General features: G+C 66.4%; 14 protein-coding genes and 1 tRNA gene. 5 read left to right on the top strand and 10 right to left on the bottom strand.

Annotation, left to right across the window (positions count from 1 at the left end; translation table 11 throughout):
* Positions 1 to 8: 8 nt before the first annotated feature.
* Positions 9 to 10,553 carry a LysM domain-containing protein gene (locus tag QX121_RS06230; protein WP_315811452.1) on the top strand — a complete coding sequence of 3,515 codons (10,545 nt, stop codon included), beginning with the start codon at positions 9 to 11 and terminating at the stop codon, positions 10,551 to 10,553.
* 110 nt (positions 10,554 to 10,663) lie between these two features.
* Here the strand turns inward: QX121_RS06230 and QX121_RS06225 are convergent.
* Positions 10,664 to 10,740: transfer RNA gene (locus tag QX121_RS06225), tRNA-Arg, on the bottom strand.
* A gap of 116 nt (positions 10,741 to 10,856) precedes the next feature.
* Positions 10,857 to 11,117: a hypothetical protein gene (locus QX121_RS06220; RefSeq protein WP_315737659.1), complete on the bottom strand. Its 261-nt coding sequence runs from the start codon at positions 11,115 to 11,117 to the stop codon at positions 10,857 to 10,859.
* A 222-nt stretch (positions 11,118 to 11,339) separates the two neighbouring features.
* Here QX121_RS06220 and QX121_RS06215 point away from each other — a divergent pair, with 222 nt between their 5' ends.
* Positions 11,340 to 11,783 (top strand): hypothetical protein, encoded by a 444-nt coding sequence (locus QX121_RS06215; protein WP_315811451.1) that lies wholly within the window; start codon positions 11,340 to 11,342, stop codon positions 11,781 to 11,783.
* Between the two features lie 236 nt (positions 11,784 to 12,019).
* Here QX121_RS06215 and QX121_RS06210 read toward each other — a convergent pair whose 3' ends face one another.
* On the bottom strand, positions 12,020 to 12,325 hold the full coding sequence (locus QX121_RS06210) for a histone (RefSeq protein WP_315811450.1): 306 nt from the start codon (positions 12,323 to 12,325) through the stop codon (positions 12,020 to 12,022).
* 72 nt (positions 12,326 to 12,397) lie between these two features.
* Positions 12,398 to 13,843: a deoxyribodipyrimidine photo-lyase gene (locus QX121_RS06205; protein ID WP_315811449.1), complete on the bottom strand. Its 1,446-nt coding sequence runs from the start codon at positions 13,841 to 13,843 to the stop codon at positions 12,398 to 12,400.
* A 126-nt stretch (positions 13,844 to 13,969) separates the two neighbouring features.
* On the opposite strand from QX121_RS06205, the gene QX121_RS06200 reads away from it, so the two are divergent.
* A complete protein-coding gene (locus QX121_RS06200) occupies positions 13,970 to 15,673 on the top strand; it encodes a methyl-accepting chemotaxis protein (protein ID WP_315737663.1) in 1,704 nt (567 codons plus the stop codon).
* Positions 15,674 to 15,679: 6 nt separating this feature from the next.
* On the opposite strand, the gene QX121_RS06195 is transcribed toward QX121_RS06200, so the two are convergent.
* The 6 genes from QX121_RS06195 to QX121_RS06170 form a co-directional block, all read right to left on the bottom strand.
* Positions 15,680 to 16,984, bottom strand: coding sequence for a TRAP transporter large permease subunit (locus tag QX121_RS06195; RefSeq protein WP_315811448.1), 1,305 nt, complete (start codon positions 16,982 to 16,984; stop codon positions 15,680 to 15,682).
* Between the two features lie 88 nt (positions 16,985 to 17,072).
* Positions 17,073 to 17,678, bottom strand: coding sequence for a TRAP transporter small permease (locus QX121_RS06190; RefSeq protein ID WP_315737665.1), 606 nt, complete (start codon positions 17,676 to 17,678; stop codon positions 17,073 to 17,075).
* Complete coding sequence (locus tag QX121_RS06185) at positions 17,671 to 18,672, bottom strand: TRAP transporter substrate-binding protein (protein ID WP_315811447.1); 1,002 nt, start codon at positions 18,670 to 18,672, stop codon at positions 17,671 to 17,673. Before QX121_RS06185 ends, QX121_RS06190 begins: the two co-directional genes overlap by 8 nt.
* A gap of 275 nt (positions 18,673 to 18,947) precedes the next feature.
* Entirely contained in the window at positions 18,948 to 20,606 is a 1,659-nt protein-coding gene (locus QX121_RS06180; protein WP_315811446.1) for a hydantoinase B/oxoprolinase family protein, read from the bottom strand.
* Between the two features lies 1 nt (position 20,607).
* Positions 20,608 to 22,692, bottom strand: coding sequence for a hydantoinase/oxoprolinase family protein (locus QX121_RS06175; RefSeq protein ID WP_315811445.1), 2,085 nt, complete (start codon positions 22,690 to 22,692; stop codon positions 20,608 to 20,610).
* Between the two features lie 897 nt (positions 22,693 to 23,589).
* A complete protein-coding gene (locus QX121_RS06170; protein ID WP_315776578.1) occupies positions 23,590 to 24,102 on the bottom strand; it encodes a DUF6789 family protein in 513 nt (170 codons plus the stop codon).
* Between the two features lie 112 nt (positions 24,103 to 24,214).
* Between QX121_RS06170 and QX121_RS06165 the strand changes: the two genes are divergently transcribed.
* Both QX121_RS06165 and QX121_RS06160 read left to right on the top strand, forming a co-directional pair.
* Complete coding sequence (locus QX121_RS06165) at positions 24,215 to 24,721, top strand: Spy/CpxP family protein refolding chaperone (protein ID WP_315737670.1); 507 nt, start codon at positions 24,215 to 24,217, stop codon at positions 24,719 to 24,721.
* 182 nt (positions 24,722 to 24,903) lie between these two features.
* A complete protein-coding gene (locus QX121_RS06160; RefSeq protein WP_315811444.1) occupies positions 24,904 to 26,871 on the top strand; it encodes a DEAD/DEAH box helicase in 1,968 nt (655 codons plus the stop codon).
* Positions 26,872 to 26,886: the final 15 nt, after the last annotated feature.

The raw sequence follows: 26,886 nt of genomic DNA, 5'->3' as shown, positions 1-26,886 counted from the left end.
GCCGGCTCATGAGCGCTATCGACAATCTTCGCGCCGCTGTCGAGGCCGCCGCCGGCGACACCGCCTTCGCGCTCGATGCAGCGTTCCTGACGGCAGGCCTCGCCGATCCCGCCGTGAAGGTTCCCGCCGACTACGACACTTGGCTGAGCCAGGCCTTTTTCCTCAAGGCCGCGGCCGACTTCAAGGTGACGGTGGCAAAATCCGACGTCGGCCCGGTCGAGGGGACGGCGTTCACGGTGCAGTCGGCGACGATCCCCTTCATCGGCGCCGCGACCCCGCTGGCCGCGAAGGCCACGCTCGTGTTCACCGTGGACGGCGACCAACTGATCGTGCAGGCCGAGGCGACGCCGTCGAACTGGACCTGGACCAGCAGCTTCGCCTTCATGGGGGGCTTCCCGTTCAATCAATTCGGCACGCTGAAGAACGTCAGCTTCGTGTTCTCGACGGCGACCGGCACCTACCCGTATGGTGACTCCGCAGGGCGTGCCGTGAGCGGCGGCGCGGTGCAGAATTTCGTTGCCAAGGTCGCTCTGCCGGATGTCGCCAAGCCGTTCCTGCTGCTGTTTCCTGGCCTCACCGCGCCGGCCGGCGATCTGCTGCTGAGCGGCGCGCTCAACATGGGCATCTTCAACGGCGAGACCGTGCTGTTCCCGCCGGGGCAGTTGCGGGCCGCGATCCAGGACGGCACGTTCAAGCTCGCGTCGCAGTTCACGGTCAAGGATCCGAGCCTGGCTCTGACCATTCCCGCGCCCGATGGCGCGGACGAGGTCGATGGCGTGCTGGTGCTGGCCGATCCCGCCGATCCGGATGCCGGCGATCAGGCGCCGACGCTCGCGATCTCCTCGCAGTTCGACGTCGGCAGCACCGGCTCCTATCAGCTCGACGTCGAGATCACGCCCGGCGCGGACACCAGCTATTCGGTGGCGCTCGCGGTCGTCGAAGGCGGCGCGCCGCTGACGCCGGCCACGGTGATCGAGGTGATGGGCGGCAATGGCGGCTATCTCGCCGCGACCCCGGACGTGCTGCAGCAGTTCCTTGCCTTCGTCGGTCTCAACGGCTTCTCGATCGCCGGCACGCTCGGCCGCTCGCCGACGATCACGGCGGTCTCGATCGAGATCGGCAGCTCGAAGGATACGAGCTGGCAGATCCTGCCGCCGACCGGCGTGCTGGACTTCAAAATCACGAGCTTCGCGCTGCAATGGTCGATGGCCTATCCGTTCGACGGCACGAAGCGGCAGCAGACCTACGACTTCACGACCGAGTTCGTACTGGCGCCAAGCGTCTTCAAGGGGCCGGACGGCGAGGGCGACGGCGTGTTCACCGTCCAGTTCACGTCCGCGAAGCAGTTCTTCGCGTCCTTCGCCGGGACCGCGAAGCTGAGCGACTTCCTGACGGCACTGTCCGGCGGTGCCGTCGTGCTCGACGTCGAGAATGTCGGCGATTTCGAACTTGGCGACATCGCGGTCGCGGTCGATTACGGCGCGCAGAGCTTTCAGTTCGATGCTGGCTTCAGCCTGACGCTCAATCTGCTCAAGATCAACAACCAGCCGATCCTTGCCGTGCGGGAGGGAACGGTCTCAATCGCGGCGCAGACTCCGACGCAGACGCCAGACGGGGGCAATGCGACGACGCTGTTGCGCGCGGCGCCGCTGCCGATGCTCCGGACCTCGCGAGTGGTCGCGCTGCAGACCACCTCGCAGACGCAATGGAAGTCGAGCGTCGGAGGCTTCCTCAATGTCGGGCCGTTGCACACCAAGGTCAGCGTGACCTATGACGGGTTCGAAACGCCGAAGCGGTGGGACCTCGCCGCCTCGCTGGAGGAGCCGCTCGAGGTCTCGGAACTGATCAACCAGTTCTTTTCGCCCGGCAGCGCCTATGGATTCCCCAGCTTCCTGCCCGGAGATCTCATCATCTCCGAATTTGCGATCACCGCGACCATTCCGGCCGAGCAGGGCGAGCTGAAGACGAGCTACGGCATCACCGTCGGTTTCAGCTGGACGTTCACCTTCGGCGATCAGACCGTCGGCATCGATCCGGCGCGGCTCGGCGTCAGCTATGACGGCCAGAAGCCGGCCCAGCAACAGTTCTCCGGCTTCGCGCAGGGAACCTGGGTCTATTCGGCGATCAACCTCAAGCTCACGATGGGCTATGAGTTCAAGACGACGGAGGCGGGCTCCAACAACATCCTGTTCGTCGAGTGGGAAGGATTCCGCGCGGATTGGGAGAGCGGCAAGGAGCTGGTCACCTTCAGCCTCAAGGGCTGGAGCATCGGGTCGCTGGTGCAGGCGCTGGTGCGTACGCTCGGCAATCCCTACTTCACGCTGGATTCGCCATGGGACCTGCTCAACCAGATTTCGCTCGATGCGCTCCGTGTCAACGTCTCGCTCAAGAGCGGCGAGAGCTTCTCGCAACGCCTTTCGGCCAGCTACGAGCTGTCGAGCCCGATCAATCTCGGCTTCATCAGCATCACGGCGCTGACCTTCCGCCGCGGCACCGACGGCAAGGTGACCCTCGCCATCGAGGGCTCGAGCCCGCTCGTCGCCGATGATCCGGCATTCAAGAATCTGCTCGATCCCGCCAAGGGGCAGGACGTGCAGAACCTGCCGTCGGTGCCCGGCCGGGGCGAGGAATGGTTCAAGCTGTTCCTGCTCGTGCTCGGACAGCGCATCGGAATCACCGGCCATTCCAGCTTCAACAGCACCAAGGAGGTGATCTGCGCGCTGCAGTCCGTCCCAAGCACGACGGGCAAGATGAATCCGGTGGATCCCAATGCGGACGAGGGCGGCGCGCCGGGGCTGCCCTATTATGACCAGTCGAACAACTGGCTCATTGCCGGGCATCTCGGCCTGATGAAAGTGGCCGGCGCCTGGTCGATCGATGCCATGCTGGTGTTCAACGACCCCAATCTCTACGGCCTGCGGCTGGCGCTTGCCGGCGAGAAGATGGGCGGGCTCGCCAATCTCGTCGTCGACATCCTCTACAAGAAGATCACCGACGACATCGGCGTCTACCAGATCGATTTCACCTTTCCGGACATCATTCGCAACCTCAATTTCGGCGCGGTGTCGATCACGCTGCCGCAGCTCGGGATCAAGGTCTACACCAACGGCGATTTCTTCATCGACATCGGCTTCCCGTACAATCTCGATTTCCGCCGCTCCTTCTCGATCTCGGTGATCGTGTACGGCGTGCCGGTGCTGGGCGCCGGTGGCTTCTACATCGGAAAACTCTCTAATGCGACATCGACCAAGATCCCGAAGACCAACCTCGGCACTTTCGATCCCGTCATCGAGTTCGGCATCGGACTGCAGCTCGGCCTGGGCTACAATTTCGAGAAGGGGCCTCTGAAGGCGGGCTTCGCGCTCACGGTGTTCGGCATCGTCGAAGGCGTCGTGGCGCCGTGGCATCCCTACAATCCCGCGCGCACGCTGGCATCGCGCGCCAGCAGCGGTGCGCTGCAGAGCGACTATTATTTCAAGCTGTCGGGAACGGTCGGCATCATCGGCCTGCTGTACGGCAGCGTCGATTTCGCGATCATTTCGGCCTCGGTCAACGTCAAGATCGTGCTGTCGATCCAGCTCACCTATGAGAGCTATCGCGAGATTCCAGTGATCGCCAGCGCGAGCGTGACGATCAGCCTCAAGGTCAAGATCAACCTCGGCCTGTTCTCGATTTCGATCAGCCTGTCGTTCTCGGCTCAAGTCTCCGCGACCTTTGTGATCGGACAGACCAGTACGGCGCCGTGGGAGGTCCAGGGGGCGCGCGCGGATGCCTTGCTGATGCAGCGGGCCCATGCACGCGGACCGGACGCGGCCATGCGGCTGGCGCGCAGCTTGAAGCCGCGACCGAAGCGGCTCGGGCCCGCTACCGCTCGCCGGATGGGCCTTGCCGCCGCAGATGGCAACAAGCCGAAGCTGTCGCTGATGGCGGGCGCGCAGTACACCGTGCTTGCTCCGGAGGCAGCCACCGACGCAGCCTCGAACCAGGGGGCATTTGTGCTCCTGCTCGCAATGGACGCGCCGGATGCCGCGGCGAGCGCGCCGTCCGCCACCAAGACGTCCTTCGACGTGCTGGCCGAGGTCTACTTCCCCTGGATCATCGACGCACTGGGGAACGAGAGCGGGGATGCGGCCGAGCTCGGCGAGACGCTGGCCATGTCGGTGACGCTCACCCAGCTCGAGGCCTATGTCGCGCGTCTCGCCGACACGGCCGATCCGTTCCTGTCGATCAAGGGCCTGCTGCAGTTCCTGGCCGACGGATTCACGCTCGACATCTTCAATCCGGCGACGGCGCAATCGTCGGGGCTGAAGACCAAGCTCGATGCCGGTTCGGTGCTGTTTCCGGTGTTCGACGGATTGAAGCTGCAGGTCCCCGGCATGTCCGGTGGTCAGACCTCGCCGATCGCGTTCGAGACCTACACCACGGCCACGCCCGGCTACGCGACCGCGGTCAGCAAGATATTCGCGCAGGTCGCCGCGAACATCGAGGCCCAGAACAAGGAAACGCGCCGGCTTGCCGCGGAGGACGACAGCAGCTCGGCGGAGTCGATGGCGGCCCTGGTGTTCGTCGACACCTTCACCCTGATCGCACGCCAATTGCTCCAGGCCGCGGCCGACGCGCTGCAGAGCTATGCCTATCCGTTGACACCGACGAGCAACGTCGGTGGTATCCTGGATGAGCTGAACGGGATCGCCGGCAATTCCTTGACGATTGCCGATATCGTACAGCCCAACGTCGATCATGCCTTGGGGGCCGGGCTGTCGCTGCATGTCGACGGCCTCGAATATGTGGTGCAAAGCGGGGACACGCTGCAAGGCATCGCTGGCCGCTATTCCGATGCGGCGTCGCCTCCGCGCTGGACCACGACGCCGGACCGCCTGATCGTGGCCAACCGGTCCCGCCACATGCTGCAGGGCGGCGTCGTCCTGCTGCTCATCAACAGCCAGGGTCAGGAGCAGATCTATGTGACGCGGCAGGGCGACAGTTTCGACGACGTCGCGCTGCAACTCGGCGCGATCTCGATCGACGCGCTCGCTGCACAGAGCGTGCTCTACGGCGTCGCCGGACTGCTGCAGCCGACCTTGCCGCTCGCGATCTGGCCGATCGCCTACAAGACCGCAGGGACATCCGCCCCGTCATCCGATACGCTGGCGACGGTGGCGAGCCTCTTCCAGACCACCGCCGTTGCGGTTGCGGACGCCAATCGCGGCGTCGCCGGCCTGTTCTCCGTGCAGGCGGAGCGCGGCCTGCTCACGGTCGCCAATCTTCAGGCTCTGTCGGTTGGCGCGCTGTGGTCGGCCATCGCGGCCACGGGTCAGGTCGGGCAGACCGCCGGCATGGTCTCGCGCTTCCTGGTCTATGGGTTGCGGCTGCCGGTCCAGGACGGATTGACGCTGTCCAATGCGTTCCTCTATCCGAGGACGCAGTCGGCCTATGGAGTCTATCAGCTCACCGGCCAGCAGTTTCCGACACCCAGTTCTGCCACGAGCTACAAGGTCGGCTTCGCACGCGAGACTCAGAGCCACGGCGTCCCGCTCGATTTCATCTTGCTGAACGACGGCACCGACCTCAGCATGGAGGTTGATCTGAGCCAGGCCTATGCGGCGCTCGATGTGGTCGTCAGCTGGGCCAGGGGGCCGGGCAATTTCGTCCCGAGCCCGACATTCGCGGCGCTGCCGCTCGCCGAGCGCCAGCCGCGGCCGTTTACCGCCAGCGGCTACGCGCGCTGGTCGAGCGGCTCCGTCGCGAGCTTGTTGGCCCTGACGAACCGCAGCGGCGTGGCCGCGGCGGCCGATGCCGGCGCGCAGGTGCAGCCGACGCTGTGGAGCCTGCCGCCGGCGCAGACCAATCTGGTCGACACGCGGGAGCAGTCGATCCGCGCCGTCATGCCGGATCTTCGTTCGACCTACGCGCTGCTGCCGAAATTCCAGCCGCAGACCGGCCGCAGCAATCCTGCTACGGGACGCACCGACTATGCCGACATCGCACGTTGGGCCTGGTGCACGCGGCTCGACGTTCAGATCAAGCGTCTGCCCGACGCGGCGGCGCTGGCCGCGCAGGGCGTGGGCGCAGGCGATCTGCCGAGCGGTCCGGCGTCCGCGCCGTCGCTGCCGTTCGTCTATGAGTTGGTTGGCCCCAGCTCGGAGGATGCGGTGCGACTGCAGCGCATCCTGACCGCCATGGACGCCCTGGGCGAAGGCATCGCCTCCGCCGTCTTCCTGCTCTACAACCAGTCTGGACCCGGCGCGCCGATGCTGGTGACGCCTGCGGATGCCAACTTCCTCGCCTTCATCACCCAGACCAACCTCTCGACCGAGACCAATCCGGCGGCGGCGCTCCGGCTGACGCTGGCTACCGAGGACGCTCCGCCGCGCGGCATTGCCAACTCCCCGGCGCAGTTCATCCGCCTGATGTGGGAGCTCAGCACGGTCCGCAGCGGCGGCTACTATCTCTATTACGAGAACGTCGAAAGCGGCGAGGGCTTGCCGGCCGCCGTCTTCGATTCCTCCGGCTCGGGCATAGTGACGGTGGTCGTGACGTTCGCTACGCAGGGCAGCGAGTCGTTCGGCACCACGCTTCCCGATTTCGTCAACGCCTTCGTGACGACCGACGCCGTCGATCCGCAGAGCGATCTGGTACAGACGGTGTCGCTCGCCTCGACCGGCCAGACGGCGCCGGTTGCGGCGGGGGCATCGCTCGATGCGCTCGCGGCGATCTACGGCCCTGGGCCCGGGCGGATCGCCGAGGTCAACGCGACCAAGCCGCTCGCCGCGGGCGCGCTGGTGCCGATCGTGGGCGCGGTGCGCCAACTGACCGACGCGGATCTGGTCCGCGGTGCCGGCGGGTCCATCGACGCGCAGGCCACCCTCGACAAGCTCGCCAGGCTGTTCTCTGCCGGCGCCATCCACTCCATCAGCGGCCAGGACATCGCCGCGTTCAATCCGCAAGTCGCTGTTGCGCTCGCGGCCGTCTTCTACATCCCGCCGCTGACCTATCAGGTCAGTTCCTCCGCCGCGCCCGGGATGAGCTTTGCCAGCATGGCCGCCTATTACGGGTTGGATGTCGACCTGATCGCCCGTGGCGCCAGCGCAGCGCCCGGACTGTTCCCGGTCAATGCCGTGCTCGATCTCGACCCGCAGCTGTTCTCGCTGCGCGACCAGCTGCCGCCGCAGAACATCGGGTTCTCGTTGACGCGCGACAATCTCGGCCTGCCGCCGGACGATCCAGCGGCGCCGGACTTTGCCAAGAAGACAATGTATCAGCTCTACACCTCGCTGGCCGCGGGGCTCGCGGGCAACGTCTTCTACAAGGCTACTCCGCTGGGCATGCCGTTCGGTCCTCAGGACCATGACGACGATCAGTCCGGCGCGTTCGAGAGCCATGCGCGCTCGGCGCGGACGCGCGGCAACCGGTTGGCGCAGGTTGCCCTCGCCGATTTCGACTATCGCCAATCGATCGGCATCGGCGCGCAGTTCGCGCTGGTTAACGCCGCGCCGGACCCGTCTGATCCGGATCTGCCGCCGAAGGCAGCCAACCCCTATCTCGGCGTCGGCACCATGGCGCAGGTCGCGCTGCAATGGCGCGACATCTTCGGCAACACCACGGTGACGCCGTTCGAGGCACCGCCGCAAGGGTACCGCGGCGCGCTCAACGGTGCGGCGGTGCCGATGCTGTATCGCGACGAGCTGATCGGGCTGGGGTCCTGGATCAATACCAACGCCAGCTACAGCTATGACGGCACGGCCGGTGCCGCGTTCAAGCTCGCTCTTTCCCTCAACGCCGCCGCCTATGCTGGGCCGGACGGCGCGGCGCGGGCCGCCGACGATCTCTCGCTCTACACCCGGATCTATTATCAGCTGCATCAGGACTATTCGGCCGATGTCGCCGTGCATGTGCCGGGCGTCTCCGGCAACGCGGTGGCGATGCGGCTGTCGAATTCGCTGATGGCCAAGCCCGATGTGGACCTCAGCGACCCGCAGGCGGACATCATTCGCGGCTATGTGCGCGCCTGCGTGCTGTATCTGAAGTTCGTGACGCGCGGCCAGGCGCCCGCAGCCCCGGCTGTGACCCTGTCGCTTCCGGTCGACGTCAATGCGATCGCCGCCGGCAACATCCTCGAGCTGGATGTAACACTCGCGTTCAGCCGCAATCCGCTGCTGGTCGATCCGGCGGTGGCGGCGTTGCAGGGCGGCAGCGGCGTGGCCGCGGCGATCCTGCCGCGTGCCGATGGCGACGGCAATGTGTCCTATACGGTGTTCAGCAAAGCGGTCGAGGCCGTGTTCGCCACTGCCGACTGGTATCTCAAGGTCGGGCAGGGGCTGTCCCGCGACGGCGAGGATGCGGCCGACGGCGCTCAGCAGCTCTGGGCGGTGCGCTTCGGCAAGGCGGCAGGGCAGGGCATCCATTTCAAGCTCGGCACGTCACCGAGCTATTTCGCGCCGAAGCCGATCGCCAAGGCGCTGGCCAGCGGCGATGCGACGATCACGCGCTATGACAGCGGCGACACCGACACGCTGCATCTCGACGGCGTCGACCTGAACCAGTGGTTCCAGAGCGCGCTGGATGCAATCGATCAGTTCCTGTCGGCCGACTACGCGCCGCAGGCCTTCATCCTCGACCGGATTGACGGCGTGACCGATCCGCTCAAGGACGGTTCGCTGGGAAGCGTGCTGTCGGCCAAGGAATCCCTGGCTGATACGATCGGCCTGAAGACGCTGCCGGTGCTGTCGACCAGCGCGGGCGATCCTTCAACCGGATTCGCCGCCAGCGAGAAGCTGCGCCAGCAGCTGCTCAATCAGCTCGGCGCAGCCTATCGCGCCGGTGCGGCCGTCGTGTTCGGATTGACCGAGGTGACCGGCGGAGGCGACAGCAACCCGGCCGGTCCGCCGAACCTCTATGGTCAGCCGGGCGGCAGCATCAAGGGCGCCGCGGACAATCAGAATTTCACACTGACGCCGACGCGCATTCCGCTCGGCGAGGTCTACGATCCCGCCAGCAAGACCTGGTACGATCCGCGGCTGGCCTTCGTGTTCGCCACCAAGAACGTCGTCGACCAGGCCTATGTGCCGCTCGAGCTCACGCTCTCGCTCACTCATCTCGAATTCGAGCGGCGGACCGTCCCCGGAATCGACGGCTATGTCGATTCGCGATGGCTCGCCTTCGTCAACGGGCCGTTCAGCTATCCGCTGGGCACGCAGGTCACCAACATTCCGGTGGTCAACCGCGATCTGCCGACGCCGCCGACGGTCTCCGCGCAGCAGGCGCGGCAGCTCACCGGCGAGGGCACGACCGATCCATCGAAGCTGAACGCCTGGGGTTATTCGTTCGACTATCTCTATCAGCAGGCGGCAGCCGACGCAGTGTCCTGCACGATGGAGTTCAACCGGCCGACCGAGCCGACGCTGCGCGGCTCGGCCAAGTTGAGCGGCGAGCCCGACCTGTTCACCGCGCTCGCGCAATTCGTCACCAACTATCCGGCGATCCTGCGCGACCTCAACCAGTATCTGGTCGGCATCGATGGCGCCGAGCCGGATCCGGCGACGCTGGCCGCCGCGCGCAAGGCGACCGCTGCCTTTGCCCTTGAGACCAGGCAGATCGCGGATGCCTATGCGCGGGAGACGGTCGGGCCTGCAAGGCTGGCGGTCGCACCGGCGCATGTGATCGTGAAGTTTATGTCGACGCTCGACAGCACCAGCGACGGGCACGCGCGCACCAATCTCGTCAACATCACCATCGATGGCGTGGCGGCGAGCTGGAATGCGGCGGCCAATACGATCTCGAACGGCACCACCACGCTTCCGGCGCCCGTGATCGCAATCATCGCGCCCGAGCTCTATACGGCCCAAGCCGTGCCTCCGGCGGAACTCCCCCCTGGTGTAGAGATCGCCTACGTCTATACGCGTCAGGTCGACGGCAAGACGGTCTATCTCCGCGAAGCGGAGGCGCGCGGGCTGCCGGCGCGGACGGTGTCGATCGCTCCGCTCGATGTGCTGCTGTACCAGAGCGGCTGGGCGTCGGTGTTCGTGCAGCGCAATCTCGCGCTGTTCCCGCTGGCAGATCTCAAGACCACCAGCACCAATCCGGCATTCCTGTTCCAGACGCCCGAGGTGCGTTTCGCGTCCACGGTGGTCCCGCAGCTGAACTACACGGCGTTCTCGCTCGACGCGATGTCGGGCGCCTCCGGCGACCTCGACGCGCGCCTGACCAAGTTCTTCGCGGGACTCTATGCTGACGGCAATGGCAGCACCAGCGACGAGGTCGCGATGCAGGGCATGTACAGCTACGAGGTCGTAGCCGGCCAGCCGGCCATCCCGCGCGTACGGCTGCCGATCAACCTGCTGACGCCGACCCCGTCAGCGGTCGATCCGGGCGTGAAGCCGCCCTTCGTGGCCCCGTTCGCGCAGATGATCGATATGTGGCGGGCGACGACCAAGCCAACGACGTCGGGCCATGCCCGCGTCGAGATCGAGCTGAAGGTCTTCGGTGGCGTCGGCGATGCGACGCAGCCGTTAATCCAGGTCGGCCGGCTCACTCACGACATCGCGAGCGCCTGAAGGCGGTACCGGCATCGAAACTGCGGCCGTCGCCGGAGATCATCTGGACATGCCGCCCGCAGCGTCGGGTGGTACGGGCTCAAGGGTCGAGTGCTGGGTCGGGTGATGGCTGGCGCGCTCGGAGAGATTCGAACTCCCGACCCTCGGAATCGAAATCCGATGCTCTATCCAGCTGAGCTACGAGCGCGCGGTGCGGGCCAAATCTCCCGCGTCACCGGGATATCAGACTTGGATGGGCAAGGCCAGCCTCCGCCGCGCATGAATGGTCGTTCGCCGAAGCTGGCTCAGCGTCCCCGGATGGCATCAGAAGCAGGGATGCCGGCGTCGGTCCTGGCCGATATAGGCGGCCGAGCTCTGGTAGCAGTGGTTGGTGGAAGGACCGTCATAGAACGCAAAGGTGCCGGGCAGCGGGCCGGGGCCATAATTGTGCAGGAAGCTGATGGCGTAGGGCAGCCCGTAGTGGTGGCGATGATGCCGATGATGGCTGCGTGCCTCGGACGTGGCGGGCACCAGGGCGGCAGTTGACACGATCAAGGCGGCGGCGAGGGATGCGAGCTTGCTCATGACTTTTCTCTTCTCCGGAAAACGACGTCAAGGCCGGCCGTCTGGCCGGTAGCCTAACGCGGAAGTGGCGGAAAGGGTGCGCAAAAGGCGATAGTTCGTCAAAATTTTGGCCTTTTCCGCATGCTTAAGGAGCCATGACAAGGTCCGGCAGTGCCGTCGTGCATTGGGCTCGAGGCGTTGTCGCGACAGCGCCAGAAAAGACCGGGTTTGCCCGTCCGATCCATGAATCGCCTGATCCCAAGCGTCGTGCTCCTGCTGGTCGCCGCTAGCCCGGTGCGTGCGGATTTGCACATTACGCGCGATCATGGTGGCTACATCGAAGAGTACAAGGCCAAGTACAAGCACATCCGGGAAACGCATCAGCGCGTCACCATCGATGGCATCTGCAATTCGGCCTGTACGCTCGTCTTCGGCTTGGTGCCGCTCAACAGGATCTGCGTCACGCCCAGGGCCAGCCTCGGCTTCCACCAGGCCTATTACGACAAGGCGTTCACGTTCGGCATCAAGGTCACCAGCGTGGAGGGGACGTCCGAGCTGATGTCCTATTACCCCGATTCGGTGAAGGACTGGATCCGGCGCAACGGCGGGCTCACCACCGAGATGAAGCGGATCAAGAACGGCATCGAGCTCTGGAAGATCGTCGACCCCTGTCCTGACGTCTGGTGAGGACGACGTTCCTCCTCGAGACGCTGGCCTCTCCGACGGCTCCGATCGTCGCGCCGGGTTGCAGCATGTATGCTGCGTTATGCCCTGGACACCGGATCGTGGTTCCGGGCCGGCATCCGGACCACACCACACGAAACAATCCAGCGCCAGATTGTCCCCACGACCGGGCACTGGATTGTTTCGCCGAGTCGGCCGGGGCAAGCCGATCGCCTGCCTTCAGGCCGGGCCGAGCAGAATCAGCGCTTGGCCTTCTTCGTCTTCTTGGCCGCTTTCTTGGTGGCCTTCTTGGCCGTCTTCTTCGCAGCTTTCTTGGCCGCCTTCTTCACGGTCTTCTTCACAGTCTTCTTGGCGGACTTCTTGGTCGCGACCTTCTTGGCCTTGGCGGCGGCCCGCTTGGGTGCAGCCTTCTTGGAGGTCTTCTTCGCGGTCTTCTTGGCCGCTCGCCGGGCCTTAGGTGCCGTCGTGATCACCGGATCCTTCGGCGCCTCGGCGGGCATGCTGGTCTCGGTCTCGGTCGGATCAGAGAGTGGAGTGTCGTCCATATCGGGTCCCCCGATTTGTTGGAAACCCTGCGACGATAGCTGGATTCTCCGTGCTGTCAAAGCGCACCCCAACTAATCACTTGTGCGCAAGCTCGCGTAGGCTGCCAGCGCGCGCTCCCGCCCGGGCTTGTGATCCACGAACGGCGCCGGGTAGGTGCGGCCGAGTGCAACCCCGGCCTCCGCGAGCTCGAGCGGCTTTGCCGCCCAGGGCTGGTGGACCAGCGCGGCCGGCAGGCGCGCCAGCTCCGGCACCCAGCGGCGGACATAGGTCCCGTGAGAATCGAACTTCTCGCCCTGCAGCACGGGATTGAAGACGCGGAAGTACGGCGCGGCGTCGGCGCCCGATCCTGCAACCCATTGCCAACTTGCCGGATTGCTGCCCGGGTCGGCGTCGACCAGCGTGTCCCAGAACCACTGTTCGCCGAGCCGCCAGTCGATCAGAAGGTGCTTCACGAGCAGCGAGGCGACCACCATACGGACGCGGTTGTGCATGCTTCCGGTATGCCAGAGCTCGCGCATGCCGGCGTCGACGATCGGATATCCGGTTCGCCCGCGCTGCCAGGCTTGCAGCGCTGCATCATCCTGAGCCCAGGGAAAGGCGTCGAATGACGGCTGCAGGTTGCGGGTTGCGAGGTCGGGATTGTTGTAGAGCAGGTGGCGGCTGAACTCGCGCCAGCCGAGCTCGCTCAGGAACTTGTCGATGCCGGCGGCGGAAGCCGGACGCTCGGCGGCGGCAAATCGCGCCGCATGCCAGACCTGGCGCGGGCTGATCTCGCCGAAGCGCAGATGCGGCGACAGCCGGGAGGTCGCCTCGATGTCGGGCCGGTCGCGATCGGCGGCATAGGTCTGAACGGCCGTTTCGAGAAAGCTGGCGAGGCGCGCCTGTGCCGCGCGCTCGCCGGCTTGCCATGACGCGCGCAGACCGCCCGCCCAGTCGGGCTTGCGTGGCTCGAGCGCGAGCTCGTCGATCGGCAAGCTCGCGCCGCCGGGGCCGTGCGACAGCCGGGCCGGCCGCGGCAGCGGCTTCGGCGGATCACCCAGAGCGAGCACGCGCTTCCAGAACGGCGTGAACACGCGCGGCCCGCGTCCATCCTTGCCGCGCAACTCGGCCGGATCGACCAGAAGGTCATCGGGAAGCACGCGTGAAGAGACGCCGATCTCGGCGAGTGCTGCTTCGACATCGGCAGCCACGGCGCGGGGAGCGGCCTGCGCGACATCGTTCCAGTACACCGCGCCGGCCTTGGTCTCACGCGCCAGTTCGCAGAGCACCTCGGCCGCGGCTCCGCGGCGGATCACGAGCCCGGCGCCGAGCGCATGTAGATCGGCCTGGAGTGCACGCAACGATTGCGCGAGCCGCCAGCGCGTCGCGCCGCCGAGCGGACGCAACCCAGGGCTTTCCTGATCGTGGACGTAACTACAAACGATCCGAGTGCCCGACCTTGCTGCTTCATACAACGCGGGGTGGTCAGAGAGCCGCAGGCTCTCGCGAAACCACACGATGATGGGGGAGGAGGACATGATCAGGGTATCTTACTGCCGTTTTTATAGAGAGTTCCGGTATTCTACGTTCCGGAAAATAACTGCTTTGAAACGAACTACGGGCACTTTGAGATTCAGTTGCAGTTCCCCTGGAAGGTTTATGACGTGTCCGTCAAATTGAAGCTCGGCACCAAGGCGCTGATCGGCGCCGTTGTCGTGATCGCCCTGAATACCGCCCTGGTCGTCGGCGCAGCGTACTGGTCGCTGTCCTCTGACTTCGCCGACCGCGCCAAGCGCGACATCGAAGGCAATCTGCGCACCTTTGCGCTGACGTTCACCGAAACGTTCAAGGACGCGAAAGTCAGCGTGCAGAACGGCGTCGTTACGCGCATCGAGATTACGGCGATTCCCGAGATCAAGGATCACGCGATCGTCGATCGCGCGGTGTCCTATGTCGGCGGCAGCGCCACGCTGTTCGTGGTCGATGACAGCGGCCAGTTCGTCCGCCGCTCGACCAACGTGAAGAAGGAGAATGGCGACCGCGCCGTGGGCACCCAGCTTGCCGCGGATCATCCGGCGCAGGCGCTGCTGCGCCGCGGCGAGGCTTACAAGGGCCCCGCGACGCTGTTCGGCAAGTCGTTCATGACCGCTTATTTTCCCGTCACCAATCCGGCTGGAAAGGTGATCGGCATTCTGTATGTCGGCGTGCCCATGGCCGAGCTCGACGCCATGCTGTCGCAGGCGATGCGGACCATGGTCGTCGCCGCTGCGATCGCCGCGCTGCTGGTGCTCGGCCTGACCATGCTGGCGGTGCGCCGCGTCACCAAGCCTCTCGCCGCGGTGACCGATGCGCTCACCGCCATCGCCGAGGGCCGCGAGGACGTTGCGATCAAGTCCGATGACCGCAGCGACGAGATCGGTGAGATCGCCCGCAGCCTGGTCGTGTTCCGCAGTGCCGCGAGTGAGCGGCGCCGGATGCGCGAGGAGCAGACGGCTGCGGCCGCCGCGGCCGTCGAGCAGCGCAAGGCCGAGCTGCAGCGTTTCGTCGATTCGTTCCAGGCCAGCATCGGCGGCATCATCGAGAACGTCTTGACCTCGTCGGGCGAGTTCGAGCGCGAGGCGCGCCAGCTCACCCAGACCGCGCGGACCACCGCCGACCTGTCCGGCCATTCGGCCGGCGCTTCGGAAACCGCTTCCGAGCACGTCCGCACCGCGGCCGTTGCCTCGGACGAGCTGTCCGGCTCGATCGCCGAGATCATCCGTCGCGTGCAGGAGTCCAACGCCATCGCCGCCGAGGCAGTCAACCAAGCCACCGCGACCGACCAGCGCATCAAGGAGCTGTCCGACGCCGGCAACCGCATAGGCGACGTCGTCAAGCTGATCACCTCGATCGCCGAGCAGACCAACCTGCTGGCGCTCAACGCCACCATCGAGGCGGCCCGGGCCGGCGATGCTGGCCGCGGCTTCGCGGTGGTCGCTCAGGAGGTCAAGACCCTGGCCGGGCAGACCGCCAAGGCGACGGAGGAGATCTCCAGCCAGATCGCCAACATGCAGACCGTGACCCAGGAATCGGTCGACGCCATCAAGGCGATCGGCTCGACCATCGAGCGCATCAACGGGATCGCCGCCTCGATCTCGGCCGCCGTCGAACAGCAGCGCGCCGCCACGCAGAACATCACCCAGAGCGTCCGCTCGGCCGCGACCGGCACCGCAGAGGTCGTCGAGAACATCCGTAGCGCGGCACGTGGGGCAGGCGAGACCGGCGAAAGCTCCAACCGGATGTTCGCCTCGGCCCAGGCGCTGTCCAGCGAGAGCCTGCGGCTGAAGGCCGAGGTGCAGAAGTTCCTCGACGGGATGCGCGCGGCCTGACAAGCGCTACCCGTAGAGCAATCGTGGCAGGATGGTCACGATGCCCGGGAACAGCGTGAGCAGCAGCACGAAGGCGATCATGATGACGAGGTAGGGGGCGGTCACGCGGGCGATGTAGCCGAGACCGTCCTCCGTCAGTCCCTGAATCACGAACAGGTTGAAGCCGACCGGCGGCGTGATCTGGGCCATCTCGACGGCAAGCACCAGGAAGATCCCGAACCAGACCTCGTCGAAGCCGGCGCCCTTCACGATCGGCAGCACGATCGGGAGCGTCATCACGATCATCGAGAAGCCGTCGAGAAAGCAGCCGAGGATCAGGTAGAACACGATCAGCACGGCGATCAGCATGAACGGCGACAGGCCGAGCCCCTTCACGAAGGCGGCCACGGCCTGCGGGATGCCGAGAAAGGCTGCGGCGTTGCCGAGGACCGACGCGCCGAGCACGATCAGCGCGATCATCGAGCAGGTGATGACCGAGCCGATCATCACGTCGCGCACCACCTGCTGCGACATCGACCCCTGAAAATAGGCGACCAGCGCCGCGCCGAGCACGCCGACGGCGGCGGCCTCCGACGGCGTGGCGAGGCCGCCATACATCGAGCCGAGCACGCAGGCGATCAGGAACAGGGCCGGCGCCAGGTCCTTCAGCGCCGCGAAGCGCTCGGCCCAGGGGACCTGCGACAGCAGCGCCTCCGCCTTCGGCACCATCGAAGGCTTCAGCGTGGTGTGCAGCATCACCCAGCCCATGAAGGTGCCGGCCAGCAGCAGCCCCGGCAGCACGCCGGCGGTGAACAGCTTGAGGATCGAGACGTCGCCGAGCACGCCATAGATGATCATGATGTTCGACGGCGGGATCAGGAAGCCGAGCGTGCCGGCGCCGGCGAGCGAGCCGATCGCGATGTCGCGCGAATAGCCGCGGCGCAGCAGCTCGTTGAGCGACATCCGGCCGATCACCTGCGTCGTCGCCGCCGACGAGCCGGAGATCGCGGCGAAGATGGTGCAGCCGATGACATTGACGTGGAGCAGGCGGCCCGGCAGCAGGCCGGCCCACGGCGCCAGGCCCTGGAACAGCGAGCGCGACAGCCGGGTGCGGAATAGCAGCTCGCCCATCAGGATGAACAGCGGCAGCGCCAGCAGCTCCTGGGTGGTCAGGATGTTCCAGGCATATTGCGGAAGCAGCTTGTCCAGCGGGATCGACCGGAACATCGCCAGCAGCAGGGTTGCGGTGAAGGCAAGCGTCAGCCCGATCCACAGGCCGCCGGCGAGCAGCGCGAACAGGATGGCGAACAGGGCGATGACTTCGATGGTCATGAGGCGACGGAGTCCGCGGTGAGTGGGGCGGGCGGGGAGGGACGTGGATGCCCGGGACAAGCCCGGGCATGACGGAGGGAGGACGTTTTCATTCGACCGGCGAGGCCTTCATCCGGTGATCCTCCACGGGCAGCCCCAGCGCGGCCTGGATTGCACGCGCGAGGAATTGCAGGGTCAGCAGCAGCATGCCGAAGGTGACGACGGCCTGCGGAAACCACAGCGGCGTGTCGCTCGAGGTCGAGACCTGGCCGCGCATGAACGAGCCAAAGGCGAACTTCGTCATCGCCCAGGTCAGGAATGCCATGAAGGCGAAGCCGGCGGCTGCCGCCAGCACCTCCATCGCGCGCTGCAGCGGTGCCGGCACGTTCTTCAGGAGCAGCACGACGCGGATGTGGCCGCCGACGCGGAGCGTCATGGCGGCGCCGAAGGTGAACGAGGCCGCCATCAGGTAGGACGAGTATTCCCAGGCGATCGAGATCGTCGGCGGGAAGAACGGCAGCACGTTCGACAGTGCCCGCGTCGTGACCTCGGCAAGCATCAGCAACGTCAGCGTCAGCAGGCAACCGCCGCCGATCCAGCCATCGAGCCGGCCGAGCCGGTCGATGACGTCGAGCAGGATGCGCAGCGGCGCCGGCGCCGCTGCGTTGAGGCTCGCCGTCTGGCCCGGCGACGGCTCCACGAGGCCCTCAGCCACGCTTCATCTCGGCGAGATAGGCCTTCACCGGCGCTTCGGCGGCGGGCACGCGCTTGAGGAAGGCGTCCATCAGCGGCGCGGTCTTGGTCCGGATTTCCGTCATCATGGCGTCGGAGACCGCAACGACTTCCATGCCGCCTTCCTTGAGCCGGTTGAGGCTGTCGACGTCGGCCTTGACCGAGTTGGCCCAGAAGGTCGGCTCCATCTTCGCGGCGACGTCGGTGATGATTGTCTGCTGCTCGGGCGCCAGCGCCTTCCAGGAATCCAGGTTCACGTTGAGCATCTGCGACGACCACACATGGTTGGTCGGGTAGACGTATTTGAGGAACTCCCAGAACTTGCCGTCGACACCCGATACCGACGAGGTCGAGACGCCGGCGACGGCGCCCGAGGCCAGCGCCGGGATCGTCTCGCCCCAGGGGATCATGACAGCGGCCATGCCGATGGCGTTGAGCATGTCGACCGCGTTCTTGTCGGGCACGCGGATCTTGATGTTCTTCAGCCCGGCGACGTCGGAAACCTTGGCCTTGAGGTGCAGATATTGCGTCGGCCACGGCACGATGTAGAGGATCTTCTGGTTGTTGCGCGCCGCGATCTTCTCATATTCGGGCCGCACATATTTGTGCAGCACCTTGAGCTCGTCCATCGAGCCGGCGAGGAACGGGATGCTCTCGACACCCATGAACGGCTCGTCGCCGACCTGCTGGATGTTGAGCACGTCCGCCAGCGGCACCAGGCCGTCGCGCACGGCGCGCAAATGCTCAGGCCCTTTGAAGCCAAGCTGACCGCCGGCCTTCACGGTGATGTTGACCGCACCGCCCGTCTGCTTCTTCACCTCCTCGGCAAAGGCCATCGCATTCTGGGTGTGGAAGTTGCCGTCGGGCCAGACCGTGGACATGTCCCAGGTCGTCGTTGCGGCGCGTGCCCTCGTTGAGACATGGCTGGCTGCGAGCAGGGTAGCTGCACCTGCCGTGAACGTCCGTCGCGTGATCATGAGTGTCTCCGGGTTCGTTGCTGAGCTATTTGCATGAGATCGAAAAAGGTTGGGCGAGCACTATGCTCGCGGCCATCCTTCGAGACGCCCGCCTGCGGCGGGCTCCTCAGGATGAGGGTACGTTGCGCGGCAAGATGCTGATCCTCTCCATGAGGACTTTTCTCATGGTCAATGTGCAGCATCGATCGCGGTACTAAACCCTCATGGTGAGGAGCGTCGCCCTTGCGACGCGTCTCGAACCATGAGGCCACAAATGTTCCGGCGGGCATGAGATCTCACCGCGCCTGTCCGTAGAGCTTTGCTGCATTGTCCGCCGACACCAGTCCGCTCTCGACATCGCTCCGCACCAGCTCTGCGGCCCGCTCCCTGGGATCGCCGATGCCGGCACCGCCGGGTGTCAGCACCACCAGCCGGTCGTCCGGCGGCACGGTCTGGAAACCCTTGCCGCGCAGCTTCTTTCCTGACTTGAGCCCGACATAGCCGGCCTGGCCGTTGTGGCCGCCGTCGCGGCCGCGCGGCGGGTGATCGATGCGGTCGAAGGCGGCGAGGATGTCGAACGGCGCATCGACGCCGCTGCCGACCTCGATGATCTGGCCGAGGCCGCCGCGGGTGCGGCCGGCGCCGCCGGAATCCGGCCGCAGCTCCTTGCGCCAGAAGATCAGCGGCGTCTGCGTCTCCGCGATCTCGACCGGCGTGCCGCGCACGCCGGAGGGGTACGCGGTCGCCGACAGCCCGTCCTTGTCGAAGCGGGCACCGGTGCCGCCATTGCTCGTCACCGCCATCGAGAATCCGTAATTGCCGCCAGCGCCGGAGCGGGTCTGGCCGCGCACATTGAGATTCCACAGGCAGGAGGTGCCTTCGGCAGGCACGCGCTCCGGGATGATCTGGCGCAGGCAGCCGAACACCACGTCGGGCAGCATCTGGCCGATGACATGGCGCGAGGCGACCGGCGCGGGCTTCGGCGCATTGAGGATCGCGCCCGATGGCGCTGACACAGTGAGCGGCGACAGCGAGCCGGCATTGTTGGGGATCGCGGAGGCGACGACGCAGCCGAGCCCGAACACGGTGTAGGCCGTGGTGTAGGACAGCGGCACGTTGATGCCGAATTTCGAGGCCTTCGACGTGCCGTCGAAATCGACGTGGATGCCGTCGTCCGAGATCGTCAGCGCTGCCTTCAAAGTCACCGGCGCGTCGTAGCCGTCGACGACCATCTCGTTGCGCCAGGTGCCCTTGGGCAGCTTGGCAATCTCGGCCAGGACGGCCTCGCGCGAGCGGTCGCAGATGTAGTCGCCGAGCTCATCGAGCGAGGCAATGCCGAACTCGGTCATCATCTCGACCAGGCGCTGGCAGCCGACATCGTTGCAGGCGGCGAGCGAGTAGGTGTCGCCCTCGGTGTCCACCGGCAGGCGTGTATTCGCTCTGATCATCGCCATCAGCGTCTCGTTGACGACGCCCTGGTCGATCAGCTTCAGCATCGGGATGTACAGTCCTTCCATGAATACGTCGGTGCCATCGGGGCCGAAGCCGATGCCGCCGATGTCCATCAGATGGCTGGTGCAGGAGAACAGCGCGACCGGCTCGCCGTCCTTGAAGCAGGGCGTGGTGACGACGAAGTCGTTGAGATGGCCGGTGCCCATCCAGGGATCGTTGGTGATGTAGGCATCGCCCGGCTTCATCGCCGCAATCGGGAAATGCGCGATGAAGTGCTTCACCGACTCGGCCATCGAGTTGACGTGGCCGGGCGTGCCGGTGACGGCCTGCGCCAGCATGCGGCCCTTCAGGTCGAACACGCCGGCGGAGAGGTCGCCGCATTCGCGCACGATCGGGCTGAAGGCGGTGCGCAGCAGCACCTGGGCCTGCTCCTCGACCACGGCGATCAGCCGGTGCCACATGATCTGCAGGTCGATCAGGCTCGTCGCTTGGGACTGGCTCATCTCAGGCCGCCTTCCGTTCCATGACGATGCTGCCGGCACCGTCGATATGTGCGTCAAAACTGTTGGAGATGAAGGTCGAGGTTTCGTCCTCGGCGATCACGGCCGGTCCCGCGATGACGGCGCCCGGCATCATCTGCTCGCGGCGATACAGCGGGATGTCGACGAAGCGGCCGGCGCGGCCGTCGAAGAATTTGCGATGGCCGGCGGCTTGCCCCGCGGGCTTGCGCTGCACCTCGGCGACAGCGGGCGGTTGGTGCGCGTCCGTGGTCGCGAGCACAGACCAGCTCAGCACCTCGATCGCTGCACCGGGGATCGGGCGCTCGAACAAGGCGGCATAGCCCGCCTCGAACGAGGCGCGCAGTGCTGGCAGGTCGTGCGCGGTGAGCGGGCGGTTCGGCAGCTCGACATTGATCTCGTGACCCTGGCCGACATAGCGCATGAAGGCGGCGCGGCGCTCGCGCACCGCAGCTCCAGCCGCACCCGGCTCGACCAGCGCACGCGCCTCGTCCGCCATCTCCTGCAGCAGGCCCGAGACGAGCGTCGGATCGAAATCATCGAGCCGGGCATGGCGGCTGCGCACCAGCTCATAAGCGATGGGTGCCGCGAGGAATCCGACCGCCGAGCCGACGCCGGCGTTGGACGGCACGATCACCCTGGCGACGCCGATCTTCTCGGCGACGCGGGCGGCATGCAGCGGCGCCGCGCCGCCGAACGCGATCAGCGTGTGCTGACCAATCACGGCGCCGCGCTCGACGGCGTGGACGCGCGCCGCGCTCGCCATGTTCTCGCAAACGACTTCATGCACCGCATAAGCCGCGGTCTCGGCATCGAGGCCGAGCGGCGCGCCGACGTCGCGGAGCAGGGCCTGTCTCGACAGCTCGGGATCGAGCTTGATGGTGCCGCCGGCGAACGCATCGGGATCGATCATGCCGAGTGCGACGTCGGAATCGGTCACGGCAGGACGCTGGCCGCCGCGGCCGTAGCACGCAGGACCGGGCTCGGAGGAGGCGCTCTCAGGGCCGACGGTGACGCGCTTCATTGCGTCGATCCGCGCAATCGAGCCGCCGCCGGCGCCGATCTCGACCATCTCGATGACGGGGATGCGCACCGGCAGGCCAGAGCCTTTCAGGAAGCGCGCGGCGCGATCGACCTCGAACACGCGCGAGCTCTCCGGCTCGAAGTTCTCGATCAGACAGATCTTGGCGGTGGTGCCGCCCATGTCGAACGACAGCACCTTGCGCTCGCCGAGCCTTGCTGCGATCTGGCCGGCGAAGATGGCGCCGCCCGCAGGACCGGATTCGACGAGGCGCACCGGGAAGCGCCGGGCGGTCGCGATCGAGGTGACGCCGCCGCCCGACGTGACGAGATAGATCGCGCCGCGGAACTGCTCGATCCTTAGCGCCTGCTCCATGCGCGCGAGATAGCTGTTCATCAGCGGCTGCACATAGGCGTTGGCGACCGCGGTCGAGGTGCGTTCGTATTCCCGGATTTCGGGACAGACCGCCGAGGACATGGTGATCGACATGTCCGGCATTTCCTCGGCCAGGATCTCCGCGGCGCGGCGCTCATGCGCGGGATTGGCATAGGCGTGGAGGAAGGCGATGGCGATGCTGGCGACATCGAGCGTGCGCAGTTGCGGCACCAGCGCACGCACCGCCGCTTCGTCGAGCGGCAGCCTGACGTCTCCGTGGGCATCGACGCGCTCGGGCACGGTGAAGCGCAGGGAGCGCGGCACCAGCGGTTTCGGCTTGTCGATCGAGAGATCGTATTGGTCGTAGCGGCTCTCGGTTCCAATATCCAGAACATCGCGAAAGCCGGACGTGGCGATCAGCGCGGTCCTGGCGCCGCGGCGCTCGATGATGGCGTTGGTCGCGAGCGTGGTGCCGTGAATGAAGACGTCAATGTCGCTGATGCGAGCCTTCGCGTCGGCAAGAATGAGGCTGACGCCGTCGAGCACGGCCTGCTCGGGCTGCGCCGGCGTGGTCAACAGCTTGCGTGTCCGGCGCTGACAGCCGATGTCGAGAACGATATCGGTGAACGTGCCTCCGATATCGACGGCCAGCCGGACTTCGGCTCCTTCAAGCATTCGATGGTCTCCGCAAGCGACGAATTGATGTGCGAGTTCAGCAATTCCTATGCCATTGCGCCAGCGGAGATGCAGCTTGCTGCTCTGCGTTTGGTGCGGTGCGGATTTGAGGTCGCGGTGCGATGGGCGCGCAACCTTGCTGATCGTGGGGCGGTTGTTTGCTAGCAGCATTGAATACGACGCCGCGTTCAGTGCTGCTCACATGCTCCGCTGTCGTCCCGGCGAAAGCCGGCACCCATAACCCCAGGGAGCGGTTTGGGGCAGGCCGATCGTTTGACACCCTCCACATCATATCCGCCGTGGAGTATGGGTCCCGGATCGGCGCCGCGTCGCGCTGACGCGCGCCGTGGCTTGTCCGGGACGACAGCGGAGATCGGAGCGCGTGGGGAGCATCTCGAAGACGTGCGTTCGCATTCCCGCGGCATGAGCAGCCCGAGTTCTGCGGCCTGTTTACCCTCTGCAAAACGAGAGGGTGCAGGGAATGCCGGGTGAAGGCCTCACCCATGGCCCGCCTGCGAAAAAAAATGCAGGCGGCAGGTACCACAGGCAAAGCCGATCAACCGGCATTCCCTGCGCGATGTCTTCACGCTTATACGCAGTCTCCCTGGTGCGCCGAGCGTGTTGGCCACCATGATCCGCGCGGCGCCTCGAGCGCCGTCGCGAACGTAACACCAGCATCGGGGTGTCAGGACGCTGCGACTTCGCGTCCGCAATCATGCCGGTCGTCTGCGCCGAAGGCGCGTCCGGCATGACTGCGGCCACCGCATCCCGCACCCGACGTTCGTGACGACGCGTACGTCCCTCTGCATGGGGCAGGACGACGCGGATCATACATGATTTTCGAGAAAACGAAAGCGAAAAATTTCGGTCTTTTCGAAGTAGCCGAGACGGCGGCGCTCAGACGTGATCGCTTTCTCCGACTCGGCGAAGCTCGGCCTTCGGATCCGGTCTCTGCAGGGCCGCATACACGGCGCCCAGCACGACGCTGTACGCCTCGACCATCGCCAGCGAAAACAGCGCCGGGCCGGCGCCCAGCCCGAGCGACGTTGCGAACGGTCCAAGGCCGATGGCGGGAAACAACCCGATTCCGAGCAACACCCAGCCGGCGAGCCCGAGCAGGAAGCCTTTGGCGACGCCGCTGCCGCCGGGCAGGCGATGGAAGAAGCGGCCGAACAGCAGGCCGATCAGGAAGGCTCCGTTGAGCTGCGACAGCAACCATAGCGGCGCCCCATCGTGCATCGCTCGGGCGAACAGGGGCGAGAGCGTGTCGAGAAGCGCCGAGGCGGGATCGAACTGCGGCAATAGGTGAAGCCGGCTCTTGAGCTCCATCAGGCCGATATGCGCCAGCGTCCCGCAGCCCGATGCGACCGCCGACGTCCATATCCAGCGATAGCTACGTATCGTTGTCATCTCCTCTATTCGCCATGGCTCGTCCGTGGCTCGTTGATCTCGCTCAAGCACGCAAGCTTGCCGCTCGCTTAGTTTGCGCAAAGTCATTGGTGCCACGTCAAGGAGTTCTGCAATGCGATTAGATCCACGCGCGCTGGTCTTCGCGGCCGCAATCGTCACCGTCACCGCCGCACCGGGCTTTGCCCAGCCGGGGGCGGGCGGACCAGGTTGGGGCCCGGGCATGATGATGGGGCCGGGGATGATGGGCGGCCGGGGCTTCGGCTTCCTTTGCAATCCCCGCATGGCCGGATTTGCCGAATGGCGGATGTCGCAGATCGAGGCCGCCATCAAGCCGAACGACGCGCAGCGGGCGCGGCTCGATGATCTCAAAGCGGCATCGGCCAAGGCGGCGGAGCTGATCACGAAGGACTGCCCGGCGACGCCGCCGGTCAAGGCGACCGACCGCCTCGCACTGGCGGAGCAGCGGCTCGACACGATGCAGCAGGCGATCAAGATCGTCCGGCCGGCGTTTCAGGCGCTCTACGACTCGCTCGATGACAAGCAGAAGGCGGCCATGGACGCCAGCGGTCCGCGCAACTGGGGCTGGCGTCACTGGCATTGGCCGTGGAGCGACGAGTAGCCGAGATCTGGCGCAGCGGTGGCCATGCGTCTCGCATCTTCCGGGCCGCGCGGCCGTCGACCATCGGTATCGCCTGGCCAGGCTGGGCGCACTGAGCAGGACAGGATTTGACCGTTCACGGCCCTCGTGTTCCGGCGCGGCATGGCGTAAAGCAGCCGGATCGAAACGAGGTTTCCGGTCACTTGTCCTTTCCCACGACGAATCCGCCGCTCGCCCGCGCTCTGGCCGAGCGCAATTATGAAACTCCGACGCCCGTACAGCTCGCCGTGCTTGCGCATGACGCCGTCGACCGTGACCTCCTGGTTTCGGCGCAGACCGGCTCGGGCAAGACCGTGGCCTATGGGCTGGCGCTCGCGAACAACCTGCTGGGCGAGGCCGAGCGGTTCGAGCGGGCCACCGCGCCGCTGGCGCTGATCGTGGCGCCGACGCGCGAGCTTGCCTTGCAGGTCCAGCGCGAGCTCGCATGGCTTTATCAGCACGCGGGCGCGCGCGTCGTCTCCTGCGTCGGCGGCATGGATCCGCGCCGCGAGCAGCGCGAGCTGGAGGCAGGGGCCCATATCGTCGTCGGCACGCCCGGGCGGCTGTGTGATCATCTGCGGCGCGGGCGTCTCGACATCTCGGAACTGAAGGCCGTGGTGCTCGACGAGGCCGACGAGATGCTCAATCTCGGCTTTCGCGAGGACCTCGAGTTCATCCTCGAGACCACGCCGGACACGCGCCGGACCCTGCTGTTCTCGGCGACTTTCCCGCGCGGCATCGTCGCGCTGGCCAAACAGTATCAGGACGACGCCTTCCGGATCGAGGTCGAGGGCGACGAAGGCGGGCATGCCGACATCGAGTACCGCGCCATCCGCATCGCCGCCGACGATGTCGAGCATGCGGTCGTCAACGTGCTGCGCTTCTACGAGTCGCCGAGCGCGATCGTGTTCTGCAACACCCGCGAGAAGGTGCGCCATCTGCAGGCGGCGCTGCTGGAGCGCGGCTTTTCCGTCGTCGCGCTGTCGGGTGAGCTGACCCAGAACGAGCGGACCACGGCGCTGCAGTCGCTGCGCGACGGGCGCGCGCGGGTGTGCGTGGCAACCGACGTCGCAGCACGCGGCATCGATCTCGCGAAGCTCGACCTCGTCGTCCACGCCGAGCTGCCGAATGATCCCGAGGTGATGCAGCATCGCTCGGGTCGCACCGGCCGCGCCGGCCGCAAGGGCGTCAGCGTGCTGCTGGTGCCGCCGGCCCGCCGACGGCGGGCGGAAACGCTGCTGAACCTCGCCGGCATCGAGGCCGCGTGGGGCGCGGCGCCGCAGGCGGACGAGATCCGCAAGCTCGATCAGGAGCGCATGCTCCACGACCAGGTGTTCACCGAGGAGACGACGGCGGAGGATCTGGCGCTCGCGCAGGCGCTGCTGGCGGAGCGGTCGGCCGAGGACATCGCCGCCGCATTGGCGCGGCTCTATCGCGCGCGGCTGCCGTCGCCCGAGGACATTCTCGATCCGGGCCAGGATCGTGGCCGTGCGCGCGAGGATCGCGGTCGCGACACCGTCAGGCCGGCGCGCGGCGAGGAGCGGCCACCGTCGCCCCGAACGAAGACGGGGAAGCCGTCGGCGCGCCACGGCATGGGCGAGCCGAGCATCTGGTTCCGGGCGGCGATCGGGCGCAGGAAGAATGCGGAAGCGCGCTGGCTGCTGCCGATGATCTGCCGCCGCGGCGGCATCGACAAGCACGACATCGGCGCCATCAAGATCCAGGACACGACGACCGAGTTCGAGATCGCCGCGCGCGTCGCCGACGCTTTCACTGCGAACATCCGTCGTCCCGACAAGGAGGACAATATCCGGATCGAGCCGCTGGCGGGCGCGCCCTCGGGGCAGGCGTCGCCGGACAGGCCGCGCGCCGACAAGCGGCCGCCGCGGCGCGAGGCGGACGAGACGGCCTACCATCCGCTGCAGCGCGATGAGCCGCGCGGGGGCAGGGACGCCAAGCCGCGCGGCAAGCCGCATCGCGAGGGGCCGGCGAAACCCGGCCAACAGCCGGCGTTCGCGAACAAAAAGCAGCATCGCGACAAGTCCAGCCACGGCGGACAGACGTATTCAGACAGACCCTCGCGGGCGAAGGCGCCGGGTGGAAAGAAGGCCAAGGCCAAGCGCCGCGGCTGATTGGCCCGGCCCAGG

This window comes from Bradyrhizobium sp. SZCCHNR2028 (genome assembly GCF_032380995.1).
Taxonomy (GTDB): Bacteria; Pseudomonadota; Alphaproteobacteria; order Rhizobiales; family Xanthobacteraceae; genus Bradyrhizobium.
This window is presented reverse-complemented; position numbering and strand designations above follow the sequence as displayed.

Excerpts from the sequence above, each read along its gene's own strand:
- QX121_RS06170 (WP_315776578.1), bottom strand. The coding sequence starts at position 24,102 with ATGACAACGATACGTAGCTATCGCTGGATATGGACGTCGGCGGTCGCA.
- QX121_RS06205 (WP_315811449.1), bottom strand. The coding sequence starts at position 13,843 with ATGTCCTCCTCCCCCATCATCGTGTGGTTTCGCGAGAGCCTGCGGCTC.
- QX121_RS06185 (WP_315811447.1), bottom strand. The coding sequence starts at position 18,672 with ATGATCACGCGACGGACGTTCACGGCAGGTGCAGCTACCCTGCTCGCA.
- QX121_RS06165 (WP_315737670.1), top strand. The coding sequence starts at position 24,215 with ATGCGATTAGATCCACGCGCGCTGGTCTTCGCGGCCGCAATCGTCACC.
- QX121_RS06180 (WP_315811446.1), bottom strand. The coding sequence starts at position 20,606 with ATGAGCCAGTCCCAAGCGACGAGCCTGATCGACCTGCAGATCATGTGG.
- QX121_RS06220 (WP_315737659.1), bottom strand. The coding sequence starts at position 11,117 with ATGAGCAAGCTCGCATCCCTCGCCGCCGCCTTGATCGTGTCAACTGCC.
- QX121_RS06230 (WP_315811452.1), top strand. The coding sequence starts at position 9 with ATGAGCGCTATCGACAATCTTCGCGCCGCTGTCGAGGCCGCCGCCGGC.
- QX121_RS06210 (WP_315811450.1), bottom strand. The coding sequence starts at position 12,325 with ATGGACGACACTCCACTCTCTGATCCGACCGAGACCGAGACCAGCATG.
- QX121_RS06215 (WP_315811451.1), top strand. The coding sequence starts at position 11,340 with ATGAATCGCCTGATCCCAAGCGTCGTGCTCCTGCTGGTCGCCGCTAGC.
- QX121_RS06175 (WP_315811445.1), bottom strand. The coding sequence starts at position 22,692 with ATGCTTGAAGGAGCCGAAGTCCGGCTGGCCGTCGATATCGGAGGCACG.
- QX121_RS06195 (WP_315811448.1), bottom strand. The coding sequence starts at position 16,984 with ATGACCATCGAAGTCATCGCCCTGTTCGCCATCCTGTTCGCGCTGCTC.